Origin of the sequence: Bradyrhizobium sp. CB3481 (assembly GCF_029714305.1) — a bacterium.
Taxonomy (GTDB): Bacteria; Pseudomonadota; Alphaproteobacteria; order Rhizobiales; family Xanthobacteraceae; genus Bradyrhizobium.
The window spans coordinates 5,046,152-5,057,374 of record NZ_CP121647.1 but is presented as its reverse complement, the minus strand read 5'-3'; the positions used below and the strand labels follow the sequence as shown (position 1 = coordinate 5,057,374).

Here is an 11,223-nt window from a genome sequence, read left to right as displayed (position 1 = left end):
GGGCCGCTCGAACACAGCTCGAAGTTCAGCAGACAATGCATGAAGAGCACGGCAGGGCATTGCGCGGCAGCGCTGCGGTACCGCGCACGCTCATTTGAGGCAGTTCACCACTTCCACAACGGTAAACTGTGTCGCTGTCATGGTGACGGCCGAGAAGCGTTGCTCTCTACCTGACCTCGAGAGCAAGAAGGGGCCCAAGAAGATACCCAGCAGCGATACGCGGACAAGGCAGATTTGAGCGCCGTGTATGGGTACTCGGTTGCGCAGACGCTCGCTGCCGTCCTGAACATGTGCGGGAACGATCTGACACGAGAGAACATCATGAGGCAGGCCGCCAGCCTGAAAGAGTTTCAGCTCGATATGTTGCTTCCAGGAATAACGCTAAACACGTCCCCCTCGGATTATGCTCCGATCAAACAAGAACAACTTATGCGCTTCGACGGTGAGAAATGGGAGCGCTTTGGGCCTCTTTACACGGCTGCCATTGCCAAGTAGCCGCGCCTTACATGGAACAAAGTGGCTGACGCACACCAACGTCTTTCGAAGCATCTGTATGGCGGGATGGCTAACGACGGTAAGACCCTGCTTGGATGGCCTTCAGTTTACGCCGAGAGACTAACTCCCTCAACGAGCCGAGGAGAGCCGCCTTGTGGTCGCCTGACCTGATGGTTGAGAACTGTACGTATCGACAGCCATACGATCAGTGCGCCGAAACGACTTGAAGTGGTGGAGACGGCCCGGCGGCGGCGTTGGTCTGGCGGTTTTCATGCCTCCTGACAAGGAGGACATGAATCGCTTTCTCCGGCCCGTCGCAACCCTGCCCATTGCGGCGGGCACTTAAAACCTGAACTCGACCTAATTCGTTTGTGCGCTGCCGGAAAATTGAGCTGATCAGATTCTGTGTCAGCGGTCTGAGCCAGTCGGCTGTTTTCGCTGTGCCAACGAGGACACGGAATGCGTCTCCCGCCCGTCGCATACCCAATGCGGGGGCCAATTTTGTTTCTTGGTGCAGCACGCCAGCTTTCGACACGCTCCGTCCAACACCGTTCAGCCAGGTTCCCCGAAGAGGCTTATCATTGTTCCACCACCGAGCGGTTCTGGGCATCTGTCGGTGACGTGAACGCAATGTGCGCTCCCGCCTCACACAAGCAGGGGAGCAGCGACAATGTTCAAGCGGCCTCCGCGAGGTTGATCAGGCTGCCACCGCAGCCTACATGAGCGAGTGGTTAGGGGCTCGCGCCTGAATCCTCCAACATGACTTTCGCACACCGGATGGGAACGTCTGGGCCGATTGGCTGTTATCCCTTGTCCCAACGAGGACATGAGTAATCCGTCTCCAGCCCGTAGCATACCCCATGCGGCGGGCATTTTCTTTTCGCACCGCTGACCAGTTCGGCCGGCGCGATCAGGCTTCGGCTGATGTGATACTCGCAACGGCAAGAGAATAGGTAGACCAGCGACGACCTAGTGGCGATGGATCACGCCCCCTGGTTGTTGGGCATTCCCGCAAAGTGAGTAAGAATGTCCGCCGCGCGGCGGGCATTTCTCTATGAGCTTGCGTTGGGTCGAACCGTATTTCCCAGCTAGCCACGTTGAAGGCCAAGGCACCCAAGAGCGAGACCCGTAATGGTCTTAACTGGACGAGGCGCTTCTCGTCCATAGCTGCCGCTCTCGACATTCCCGGTGAGGCGATCATCGATAGCGAGGTAGTTGTCGTTCATGAAGGACGGACCAACTTCTCAGAACTACAGGCGGAGCTAGCAGCGGGCAGACAGGACCGGCTGGTCTATTACGCCTTCGACCCCCTGTGGCGCGACGGTGACCTCCGCAAATTCCCGCAGCTCGAACGCAAGCAAGTGCTGCTGGACCTATTGGGTGAGAACGGCATCGAATTGCCTGTCCTCTACTCCGAACACCTTGTCGGCGATGGCCAACGGATGTTCGAACATGCTGCGAAGTTGAACTGGGAAGGATCATCTCTAACCGGGCTGACGCCCCTTACCGTTCAGAGCGCAATGAGAACTGGCTCAAGATCAAGGCTGTTCACAAGGGCAAGTTTCCGGTCGTCGGCTTTATCAAGGACCCTAGTTGGGTCGCGGCGCTCTATCTTGGAAAACAGGAGGGCGAAGGCCTTCTCCATTGGGCAAGGTTGGCACCGGATGGTCACGCCCCGTCTTCAGCCAGATCAGGAACCAACTGGACACCGTGGTCAGCCCGAAGTCAAAGCTGATGCGACACATCAGGAAGCCGAAATCGACGTGGGTTGAACCGAAATTCTTTGCGGACGTTGAGTACCGCGATATCACATCGGAGGGCTTACTACGTGCCCGTTCGTTCAAAAGGCTATTTCGGAATGATGAACCCTGATTGTCCCGTCTGCTTTGGCGTGGGCTGGGTATGCGAAAGCCATCCCCAGCGGACATGGACTGAAGAACTGGGATGCCAATGCGGAGCGGGGATGCCCTGCGAATGCGTCAGCGTTGACGGGCTTGAGGAACCGGACGTTAGCCAAGTCCTCGAAGCCCCATCCACACTCCATTAGCGCCGCGCTGTTTTCCGACGATTGTATGGTGAGCGGTTCACCGGCCTCAACGAAATTCCCTCGCGCTGCGCCTTGCTCGCAATCGAAGCGGGGGGACGCTGCATCTTCAGACTAATCACGCCGGTCGGCATGTTGGCCTTGGCAAGCGAGCGTAGCTGCTTCACTTCGTTATCGCTCCACGGCTGGCGCGAGCGGCGTTTGTACTTCGGATTAGCTTTGCGCGGTCCCTTCTTGCCAATGGGCGATCCAGGCCGCTTCCATGCTGGTTGTGTTGCTGGCATGTTTTACCTCCAATGAAGGTTAAGGCGCGAATCGCCAGAACGGCTCCTTCAAACATTCAGAGATCATTCATTTCCGCCTGGATAAGTCGCCTGCATATTGGCAAGTAGGTAAGGGCAAATGAGGTCATGTGACCCAATGGCCGTCGCGGTGGATTGGCTGGACGCTTACCGCGCTGCTCGCATTAATCAGATTGTTGGAATGTACAGCCCGGACGCCGTGATTGAGTGCGCTTGCGAAGGGCGCAAGATCATCACTGGTTGGGAGGGTATCGCGACCTATTGGCGGCAGCGCTTCATCGAACAGCCCGCGCTTGAACTCGAAGAAATACAGTTGGATGGCGAGGCCGTGCTGGTCACCTACCGAACCAGTAGCGGCACAGTTCAGGCGTTGCTCGATGTCGCGGAGGATGGGTTGATCACTCGTTGCCGATGCGGCCTTGTGTGATTGACCCGGCCTGACTATCGAGACCGACGCATTCCCCGTGAGAACGGGATGGACTGCTCTGGAACTTGCAGAAAGTCAGTCGGTTTTGAGGTGGGGCGAGAACGCAAGAGTGAATTATGAAATGGATGCTGGTTGTCTTGGTCGGCGGCATCACACCTGTGAACACTGACTTTGTATTTGACAAATTCTCTGACTGTCTCGCCGCCGAAGAACAGATGCGCAGGCATTACGCTGACGCATTCGAGGCTTGGAATCGGAGCGCGGCGCTTAACATCGGACGGCGTCGAGATTATTCCAAGGCGCGAGATGTGTAGGCCAAGCGACTTCTCAGCAACATAGGCACCTGTGTGCCCCATGGCGGCGGAAAGCCAGAATGGGCAGCAGCCTTCATCCGCATCGCCTCAACAACCGTCGCCTCAACCATCGCCACGTACATGGTATCCTCCTCTGATAAACGGAACCCAGCTTGCTTTGCCCAGTTATCCCGACCGCGACTGGAGGAGGAGCCTGATGAAACACCTGTGCGCAAGCCTGGCGGTTACCAGCCTGCTCATTTCACCCGCACTCGCTGACCCGTGGAAAGATGAAAGCGGCAAGGGCCGGCGGGGCTACGGCGATGATCGTCGCTACGAGCGGAGTTACGGCTATTACGACCGCGACTACAAACAGGAATACTACCGTGGCCCGTGCAGGATCGAGCGGAAGTGGGGCAAGCACGGTGAATACAAGGAAGAAACGAAATGCAAGGGGTACCGGGATTGATCCAATAGCGCATTTGAGCCAATAGCGGCACAGAGCGCGAGGCGAGCGCTGCAGTATCGCAGAGACCCTAGCTGTTGAATGCAGAGTGGGTGCGGTCATCCTATTCGAGCAGGCCACTTAACGTTTGTTGTTGCTTCTCATCGACATTGGGTGTCTGATCAGCAGAGCAAGCAGGGGGCACTCCGATGCAGGACATGCTGGCTCACTAGAGAAGCTGCGCAGGGACGCGGAAGATTGCGAGCAAATCCGCAACGCCGCGACCGATTCGAAGAAGCGCGAACTATTCGAGCGGCTCGCAGCACATTTGAAGGTGCTGGCTTATGAGGTAGAGAGGTCCATGCTAGAGGGCGGCCGCATGAGCTAGTTACTTCCGCAATTGGCAGGCGAGAAGGGATAGCGGTTTCCAACCACGTTGCCTGGCATCGAATACCGGATTCCAGTTCGAGAAATCATAACTCCCGGTCCAATCATGAACCGGCGACCCACAGTGCTTGCAATAGAACTCGCCAGAACAATCATCCGCTGTTCGTTCCTGCCTCGCTCGATAGATGGTCAAGCAATGCGGACAGGAGAAATGAACGATGATCTGGGTGTCGTTGCTCATGTCAAAGCCAACTCAGTTCAGGAGGGACAGCCCGGCAAGCGGTTGGCGCTGCGCAAGGCTGTCCAGTCCATCAAGTGCGAATCAATGCAACAATCAAATGCAGCCTGATTCTACATCAGTGCCCGCTGTACAGGCTATCCACATAGAGGCCGCTCGTTGTTTGGTATGGCTAATTTAGACACGCATTGTGGGAAAAAGCTGGAGCAAGTCGTCCTGCACGGCGCTGATGTAATGCTTTCGGCGGAGCAGACGCGTCATCTGATTCTAATCGTGCACGAGCTTCTCACGAACGCTGTGAAATACGGGGGCACTCTCCAATCCAGTAGGACAGCTTCGGATTAAATGGTCCCGCACAGAGGATGAACTGAGCATCCGGTGGGAAGAAGTCGGCGTGCCTGTCCTGTCTCAGCCGGATCGGAAAGGCTTCGGCACCAGCTTGATTGAACACTGCATTGCTTCGGTTCGTGGATCTTGAGAGCCCGCGTTCAAGCCGGAGGGGTTTGGATGCCTAATTGTTTTTCCATTGACATCGGCGCATGAGAGCAGCGATTGATTGATCGGTTGCCAATCTCATCGGAGTCCAATTGAAAATGCCACCGCTTAATCCAAGCATCGCTGAGTAGCGCCAGCCGGACCGGTCCTTCCTGAGGACGACGGGCGGCACATGATCAGGTACATGCGCGTGCTTGATGCTGATTAACAAGGCGCAACTGGCGGTATGTCCCTCGTGCTTCGCCTTACGCAAACACTGAGGCTGATCGAGCGCGGCTATCCTTCGAGAGCCATCTTTTGCGCGCTAGATGGATGACCACCTACGACTGACTGTATGATCAAGTTGGCCCCAGTGTGACTTGCCACTTGCACTCACGGCGAACTGGGCATCAACGGGAGAGCAAAAGAACAACTCTGCGGGCGCCCGGGTCTGCCTTGATAGCTACATTGAAAATAGGTCGCTACTGCGAAATACACGGCAATACCCAATCGCGGACGTCCAAATCAGGATTTGCTTTGATCGCATTATTGATTGGCCTTCGGCTCCCCATTGCGATCCGGATCTGGAGAGGTCTTGTTGGTTTCGCCGGGTACAGCGGCGGTATCTGTTTTAACTTCCTTGTTTCGGCTCAAGGCGAAGCCAATGAAGCCGGCAAGCACGAGAAAAGTGCCTACTATCATCAGCCAGTGCGGTAAGCCTAAGGACATCATCTTTTCCGGGCCGGGATCATTGAATATTCCCGTCGCGACGTCGGTCCGGCTTTGAACTTAGGAAACGCAAATAAAAAACCGCCCGAAGTCGGCTGGAAGCTTGACACGCGATGAACTGCGGTCGTTCGTCGGCGGCGCGATGAGCAATCCCATAGGGCCATCTGACCTGAGGTTAGTCCAACGAGGGGCCGGAGACGTGGAGATGAGGAGATGTGCGCGTCATGCAGCGATATCGCGCTAGTCATAGGCTCGCTGCGTCATCTGCCGGGCGGAAGCGGCGGCCCCGGATGTGGGAGGCGCCCGGCGCAAGCGTACTGGCGCGGTTGAGCGCGGTCCGCCGCTCAGCAATGTCTGACGAGCAAATGAAAAGCCGCAGGCATTCTCGCGCTGCGGCCTCCGGGTTTCAAATCCAATCGGTTATCAAATCCATCTCGGCCCCGGTCTGCGAAGTATTTCGCAAGCCTCACGCGATGTGGAGTCGGAATAACAGTTCCGTTGGAGGAACACCGATCGGTGTAACTCCTGCGTAACACCAGGCAGAGCGCGATGAGCCCTCAACTATCAACCACCCAGGCATTGCTGAGGTGGACCGCCGGCCTCAAGTGGGGACAAGCAGACCAGCGGCCCGTGTCCTGCAAGGAGCAGAGCGGTCCGCGTGAGAGTCAGGCCGCAACCTGCAGTCGCTTGACGGATGTGGCGCAACGCAGGCGAGCAATGGTTCGTGCTTTTAACCTAACTGCTCAACGTTAATGAGGACGACAGATGATCGCACGTCTTAAGGCCAGCATTGTTGCGCTGCTTGCGACGCTTTGGCTTGCGCATGCATGGACGCTGATTTCGCCGATCGCGCCCGCATGGGCCGCCGCATTATCGGCTGCGGCATGATCGGAGGATGCAGCGCCAGTCCGCCCACGTACCAAGGCCCTGGGGCCATATCGTCAGCGGCGATATGCTGGTATTCCTGCTCGCGCGCGCCCAGATATCGTCAATGCCTACAACGTCTGTCTGCCGGGTGATACGACCTGCGCCGATATCACGCTGACGAATGGCAGCGCGGTTCTTCACGGCGATAATTTCTGATGCCGTTCGCTCGGGGTGGACACCGGAACGGCGTATCTTACGCTGCGATGGCGTGAGGTTTGTCAAAATCATCCCATGCTAGTTTTGCCTCACCCGGTTGACTCTAGGTTGCCGGCTTGATCGGCTAACATGCTCGATTCATGGGGTAGGTCATGCGCAGATTTTTGAGTCTCAGCGCTGCTGCTAAACCGTGTTTATTAGGCGCGGTCGCTGCGTTTCTTTCGGTGGTGGGCTTCACGCACCCCGCAGCTTCCCAAAGCTATATATTTACCGAGCTTGGCCCTTTGTCAGGCGGAACGGCAAGCGCTGCTTATGGATCAATGCTTCCGGATAAGTGGTCGGCTGGAGCAGACTCAGTGGCGGCTCCGCGCAAGCGACCATCTGGAACGGCGGCATTCCGACGACGCTTGGCGGGGCAAACAGCGTTGCGAATGCTATAAACAACGCGGGACAAGTAGTGGGGATGACTAATAACGGGGCCGTCGTTTCAGCCGTGATCTGGAACGGCGGAATCCCGAGTGTCCTGGAAGTAACAGCGCCGCTTACGCGATCAATAGCGTCGGACAGGTGGTGGGTATTGAGGGATTAAATGTGGCGGGAATGGCAGCGATCTGGAGTAGCGGCGTCCAGACGACCCTTGCTGGGCCCTATAGCGTAGCTGCTGGAATCAACAATGCTGGCCAGGTTGTCCGTTATAAAACCGATGCTTCCGTCCAAATACAGGCAACTGTCTGGACCGACGGCATTCCGAACCAACTCGGTTCGCTAGGTGGACCAAGCAGCGTAGCCTTCGATATCAATAATCTCGGACAGGTCGTGGGCTGGGGTAGCATTAGCGTTGCCTCTCAGCACGCGAGTATATGGAAGGGTACTACAATCACGGACCTCGGTTCGCTGGGCGGCAACAGCTTGGCCGCTAGTATCAACGATTTCGGAGTGATCATGGGCAATAGTTTGGTTTCTGGTGACTTTAGCCACGCGACCTTGTGGAATGGAAACTCCATCCCTGTTGATCTCAACAACCTCATGGATTCCAGTGGAATCGGGTGGACGCTCACATCGGCCAACGGCGTCAACAACCTTGGTTACATTGTGGGCAGTGGATATAACAGTTTGGGGCAACAGAAGGGGTTCCTGCTTACACCGTGTGAGTCGTTTACGACCTTACCGTGGTCGGGGGTTGCACCCGTTCCCGGCCCCTTAGTTTGTGGTGGGTTGCCCGGTCTCGTTTTCGCCGGAGCCATTCTCGCTTGGTGGCGACGCAAAGAATTGACATCCTTCAGCCTTTGACGTGCCGCGACTCAGGGATCGGAGTGACAGGCTTGTCTCCTAATTCGACCAGGCCATTTTTTCCATCGACGAACTGAACTGCTGCTTGTGCGAAGCGGCCAAGAGCATCCAGGAAATGATGGTGACAAGTCGGCCGCAGATAATAGGCCAATTCTTCACCTTCAGCCCCAGCTTGACCAGCCGGCGGATGCCCATACCGTGTGATTTAGGCTTGCCAAATCGCAATCCCAGCTTGTAGGCCCGCCGAGCGACCGCAGCTTCTGTCCGCTTCAGCTCTTTTGCAACAGCTGGGATAGTTCGATCAGCCCCGGCTAAGGTTCGAAGGCGAGCGCGTCCAACGCCGGCTGTCGCCGCTCATTTTGTCGCTCTCAGTCTCCGCTCAACCAGCCGGCGGATGGCTTCCGGTCGACATGCCACTGGATTACTCCCGGTCTAACTCAACCAAATACACGAATAGGATTTCGTCGGAAGCTGCTGCTTTGTCCGACTGTTCCTGATACATGACCAACTCATTCTCGACGGCTGGGCGAGCACGCAATCGGACTCCTGTTCCGTAAAGCGCCTCGCCGTTCGATTTCAATGCTGACAATTCTGCTCGAAACCACTCTTCCTTACAGAGGTCGCCGGCCTCGCGTCCGCTGGCCGCAAGGGCGACGATGGGCTTATCGTCGGCCAGGATTGTGTAGATCACTCCTGTCGGCTGGGGCTTCATTTTACTGCGGCTACTCCCAAACAGTGTTCTGTCCTGCGATCGTGAGGTAGAGAACACCGTCACGCCTCTCCACCAAGCCAAGCTCGATGAGTTTCTCAACGTGCTGTTGGTTAACCATTCGAAATCGCTTCGCCGCGATGTCCTTCATGGTCCATCTGAGGTCGATGGCGTCCAGCCCGTACTCAGCTAGAGGATCCTTTTCGCTTTCCATTTTACTCAGCTTTTAGCCCTAATCGACACGCCGGCGGATGGCTTTACTGGTGGGGGAACAGCCTGTCGGTGGATTTGTCTACCACCTTCTATTTCCAGCAGCCGAGCTGAGATGACCGACTAGCTCACCTGTTGGCTTGTAAATCTTTTGCCCTCGGAGATCACACAGTTTGTGACCTGCTAAGTCATAAATCTGGTCGGCACTGATGTCGGCGACGTATTGTCCCTTGCTGCTGTAGATCCTCCCATCCATCGTTACCTCTTATTTGGCCGATCGACCCTCACACCTTGAAACTCTTCCGCGCCCTTGAGCAGGCGTTGCTTGCGTTCGGTCTGATCGTCGGGAGCCGCCGTCGTGTCCGTCAACTGATCGATCGTATCGCCAGCCATTTCACGGGCACGAAGTTTCTCGCCCACATTCGATCGGCCGCGCGGTGTTTTCACTTTTAAACCAAGGGCAAACGAGCCGCCGGATTGCATGGGCTCGGGTAAGCGTCTTGTCGGATGACGATGCGATCCATGCATCGATCGCGGCAAGCTCGGAAGGGTGCCAACGCTCGCCGACTTGAACACCCTTGCCAGTCGGCGCTGGGCCTCGCTTTTTCTTTGGTACCACACTTATCTTTGCCATAAACCATGGTACCACAAAGCAAGCCGTGCGGAAGCTGTAACATCCTATCAGCTTCGCGCGACCATGGCGGCAGCGATCGGGGCGACGATCCGGCCGAGCAAAGATGAAGCGCCTCCGCCGATCGCATAGAGCGCAACCTCGAGCAGCTGCCGACGCGCGCTAGGCGACTGAGCCGTTAGATCACGCACAATGGCGGCCGGTTAAGACGAGCCAAAGTTGTGGCCCCTGGCTCGGGGAAGAATCCGGGGCCACAGCACGCCTTCAGATGCTTTGGCGGCAGATGGCTGAAGACGGCGGTAAACCTGACCTCTGATGATTGTTCCCGCGACGGCTTTTGCCTGGCATGTCTTTGTCGGTGGCCAGACAGGCGACAGGCTGGACCATACCGGCGGATTATTTAAGGAGCCTGGCTGTACGGCGCTCCACAGCCCGCAGCCGGTGTTTCCTCCCGGCTAGCGGCTTCGTCGCGTGGCGTATTTGCCGGAGCCGCTTTTTGCACTATTGGGGCTGATCTATCGCAGGATGCGGTAGCGGGCCGGCGTGATCGGAGAGGGCGCCAAGATCACTAACGTCAATCCATCCGCCGCACAGCGGACATCGGATGTGATTTTTAGCAGCCTCAGTCGAGGAACGCCGTAGCCGCTCGTCCAGATACTTGCCGCGAGGAATAGGCCTCATCGCAAAGCCTCCTTCACGCGCTCAATCGAATGATGAGTACGGTTCTTGACCTTAATCCAATGCGGCGATCGGCCGGCGCGGTAAGGGCTCTCTGCGCTTTGAAACCAAACCCTCTAGCCCCATCAGGCAGGCCTGCCGTAAGAGGTCGGGTCCAATCTCGCCCTGTTCGAAGTCGGACAGGAAAATGCCATCGATACGCCGTGCCAGCAGCCTCGCGAGATTGTTCTTACGAAGGTGCAACGGCAGTTGCCGCAAGTCCTCGCCTTGCAGAGCGAGCAGATCGAGCGCGTAGAACTGTGTCATTATGCTTGCGGCTATGGAGGCCGTTGAAATCGGATCGCCCATCAACACCGATCAACACAGCTTCGCCATCGATAACGAAGGAGCTGATCCGGTTGCGCAGCGCGGCCTCAACGATCAGCAGAAATCGATCACTCCAATCGTAGCGGTTGCGCGTGAACAGCCGCACTCGCTGGCCCTCGCGCTAGACGATCAGGCGATAGCCATCATGCTTGACTTCGTGGATCCACTCGGCGCCGGCTGGCACCGTCTTTCCAGGAGTAGGAATGCAAGGTTCAAACGCAGGCTTAGGCATGCGGGAAAAATAGGCACACTGGGACGAAATGCGAGTCGATTTGTCGCGCGCCATGGAAAACTGCCCCCTCATATTGCCTCAGATGACAATGTTACCGAAGCGCACCCTGGTGTCTCCTGAATCAGCTGCCGCGAGTCCGAGCAAGCCGCTCGCGAAGCGCGCCCTCCAGCGCGCCGTAGCGAGCGAGCGG

General features: G+C 56.9%; 15 protein-coding genes and 1 pseudogene. 9 read left to right on the top strand and 7 right to left on the bottom strand.

All coding sequences use genetic code 11. The features are described from left to right. Positions 1 to 219: 219 nt before the first annotated feature. The 3 genes and pseudogenes from QA643_RS24740 to QA643_RS24730 form a co-directional block, all read left to right on the top strand. Positions 220 to 495: pseudogene (locus tag QA643_RS24740) on the top strand (branched-chain amino acid ABC transporter substrate-binding protein); the annotation flags it as partial. 1,097 nt (positions 496 to 1,592) lie between these two features. Further along, the gene (locus QA643_RS24735) at positions 1,593 to 2,267 is read left to right on the top strand and encodes a hypothetical protein (protein WP_283035099.1); all 675 of its coding nucleotides are present in this window, start codon (positions 1,593 to 1,595) and stop codon (positions 2,265 to 2,267) included. Further along, a complete protein-coding gene (locus QA643_RS24730) occupies positions 2,185 to 2,367 on the top strand; it encodes a hypothetical protein (protein ID WP_283034921.1) in 183 nt (60 codons plus the stop codon). The genes QA643_RS24735 and QA643_RS24730 overlap by 83 nt, the downstream gene beginning before the upstream one ends. A gap of 171 nt (positions 2,368 to 2,538) precedes the next feature. Here QA643_RS24730 and QA643_RS24725 read toward each other — a convergent pair whose 3' ends face one another. Then, entirely contained in the window at positions 2,539 to 2,823 is a 285-nt protein-coding gene (locus QA643_RS24725; RefSeq protein WP_283028482.1) for a hypothetical protein, read from the bottom strand. Positions 2,824 to 2,959: 136 nt separating this feature from the next. On the opposite strand from QA643_RS24725, the gene QA643_RS24720 reads away from it, so the two are divergent. The 4 genes from QA643_RS24720 to QA643_RS24705 all read left to right on the top strand — a co-directional run bounded on the left by QA643_RS24720 (position 2,960) and on the right by QA643_RS24705 (position 4,742). Beyond that, entirely contained in the window at positions 2,960 to 3,268 is a 309-nt protein-coding gene (locus QA643_RS24720; protein WP_283028481.1) for a nuclear transport factor 2 family protein, read from the top strand. 116 nt (positions 3,269 to 3,384) lie between these two features. Continuing rightward, positions 3,385 to 3,582, top strand: coding sequence for a hypothetical protein (locus tag QA643_RS24715; RefSeq protein WP_283028480.1), 198 nt, complete (start codon positions 3,385 to 3,387; stop codon positions 3,580 to 3,582). Between the two features lie 196 nt (positions 3,583 to 3,778). Further along, positions 3,779 to 4,030: a hypothetical protein gene (locus tag QA643_RS24710; RefSeq protein ID WP_283028479.1), complete on the top strand. Its 252-nt coding sequence runs from the start codon at positions 3,779 to 3,781 to the stop codon at positions 4,028 to 4,030. A 574-nt stretch (positions 4,031 to 4,604) separates the two neighbouring features. Then, entirely contained in the window at positions 4,605 to 4,742 is a 138-nt protein-coding gene (locus QA643_RS24705; protein WP_283028478.1) for a hypothetical protein, read from the top strand. A gap of 909 nt (positions 4,743 to 5,651) precedes the next feature. Here QA643_RS24705 and QA643_RS24700 read toward each other — a convergent pair. Then, complete coding sequence (locus QA643_RS24700) at positions 5,652 to 5,837, bottom strand: hypothetical protein (protein WP_283028477.1); 186 nt, start codon at positions 5,835 to 5,837, stop codon at positions 5,652 to 5,654. A gap of 1,680 nt (positions 5,838 to 7,517) precedes the next feature. Here QA643_RS24700 and QA643_RS24695 point away from each other — a divergent pair. Beyond that, positions 7,518 to 8,207 (top strand): hypothetical protein, encoded by a 690-nt coding sequence (locus QA643_RS24695; protein ID WP_283028476.1) that lies wholly within the window; start codon positions 7,518 to 7,520, stop codon positions 8,205 to 8,207. A gap of 39 nt (positions 8,208 to 8,246) precedes the next feature. On the opposite strand, the gene QA643_RS24690 is transcribed toward QA643_RS24695, so the two are convergent. The 5 genes from QA643_RS24690 to QA643_RS24670 all read right to left on the bottom strand — a co-directional run bounded on the left by QA643_RS24690 (position 8,247) and on the right by QA643_RS24670 (position 10,741). Then, the gene (locus tag QA643_RS24690; protein WP_283028475.1) at positions 8,247 to 8,432 is read right to left on the bottom strand and encodes a hypothetical protein; all 186 of its coding nucleotides are present in this window, start codon (positions 8,430 to 8,432) and stop codon (positions 8,247 to 8,249) included. A gap of 196 nt (positions 8,433 to 8,628) precedes the next feature. Next, on the bottom strand, positions 8,629 to 8,919 hold the full coding sequence (locus QA643_RS24685) for a hypothetical protein (protein ID WP_283028474.1): 291 nt from the start codon (positions 8,917 to 8,919) through the stop codon (positions 8,629 to 8,631). A 10-nt stretch (positions 8,920 to 8,929) separates the two neighbouring features. Beyond that, positions 8,930 to 9,130, bottom strand: coding sequence for a hypothetical protein (locus QA643_RS24680; RefSeq protein ID WP_283028473.1), 201 nt, complete (start codon positions 9,128 to 9,130; stop codon positions 8,930 to 8,932). A 254-nt stretch (positions 9,131 to 9,384) separates the two neighbouring features. Beyond that, on the bottom strand, positions 9,385 to 9,609 hold the full coding sequence (locus QA643_RS24675) for a hypothetical protein (protein WP_283028472.1): 225 nt from the start codon (positions 9,607 to 9,609) through the stop codon (positions 9,385 to 9,387). Positions 9,610 to 10,489: 880 nt separating this feature from the next. Further along, positions 10,490 to 10,741, bottom strand: coding sequence for a hypothetical protein (locus QA643_RS24670; protein WP_283028471.1), 252 nt, complete (start codon positions 10,739 to 10,741; stop codon positions 10,490 to 10,492). Positions 10,742 to 10,754: 13 nt separating this feature from the next. On the opposite strand from QA643_RS24670, the gene QA643_RS24665 reads away from it, so the two are divergent. Further along, complete coding sequence (locus QA643_RS24665) at positions 10,755 to 11,153, top strand: hypothetical protein (protein ID WP_283028470.1); 399 nt, start codon at positions 10,755 to 10,757, stop codon at positions 11,151 to 11,153. The last annotated feature ends 70 nt before the right edge of the window (positions 11,154 to 11,223 follow it).

Bases quoted from the DNA above. Each gene is read 5' to 3' on its own strand.
- QA643_RS24725 (WP_283028482.1), bottom strand. From the start codon at position 2,823: ATGCCAGCAACACAACCAGCATGGAAGCGGCCTGGATCGCCCATTGGC.
- QA643_RS24720 (WP_283028481.1), top strand. From the start codon at position 2,960: ATGGCCGTCGCGGTGGATTGGCTGGACGCTTACCGCGCTGCTCGCATT.
- QA643_RS24715 (WP_283028480.1), top strand. From the start codon at position 3,385: ATGAAATGGATGCTGGTTGTCTTGGTCGGCGGCATCACACCTGTGAAC.
- QA643_RS24710 (WP_283028479.1), top strand. From the start codon at position 3,779: ATGAAACACCTGTGCGCAAGCCTGGCGGTTACCAGCCTGCTCATTTCA.
- QA643_RS24705 (WP_283028478.1), top strand. From the start codon at position 4,605: ATGAACGATGATCTGGGTGTCGTTGCTCATGTCAAAGCCAACTCAGTT.
- QA643_RS24700 (WP_283028477.1), bottom strand. From the start codon at position 5,837: ATGATGTCCTTAGGCTTACCGCACTGGCTGATGATAGTAGGCACTTTT.
- QA643_RS24695 (WP_283028476.1), top strand. From the start codon at position 7,518: ATGGCAGCGATCTGGAGTAGCGGCGTCCAGACGACCCTTGCTGGGCCC.
- QA643_RS24685 (WP_283028474.1), bottom strand. From the start codon at position 8,919: ATGAAGCCCCAGCCGACAGGAGTGATCTACACAATCCTGGCCGACGAT.
- QA643_RS24680 (WP_283028473.1), bottom strand. From the start codon at position 9,130: ATGGAAAGCGAAAAGGATCCTCTAGCTGAGTACGGGCTGGACGCCATC.
- QA643_RS24675 (WP_283028472.1), bottom strand. From the start codon at position 9,609: ATGCAATCCGGCGGCTCGTTTGCCCTTGGTTTAAAAGTGAAAACACCG.
- QA643_RS24670 (WP_283028471.1), bottom strand. From the start codon at position 10,741: ATGACACAGTTCTACGCGCTCGATCTGCTCGCTCTGCAAGGCGAGGAC.
- QA643_RS24665 (WP_283028470.1), top strand. From the start codon at position 10,755: ATGGAGGCCGTTGAAATCGGATCGCCCATCAACACCGATCAACACAGC.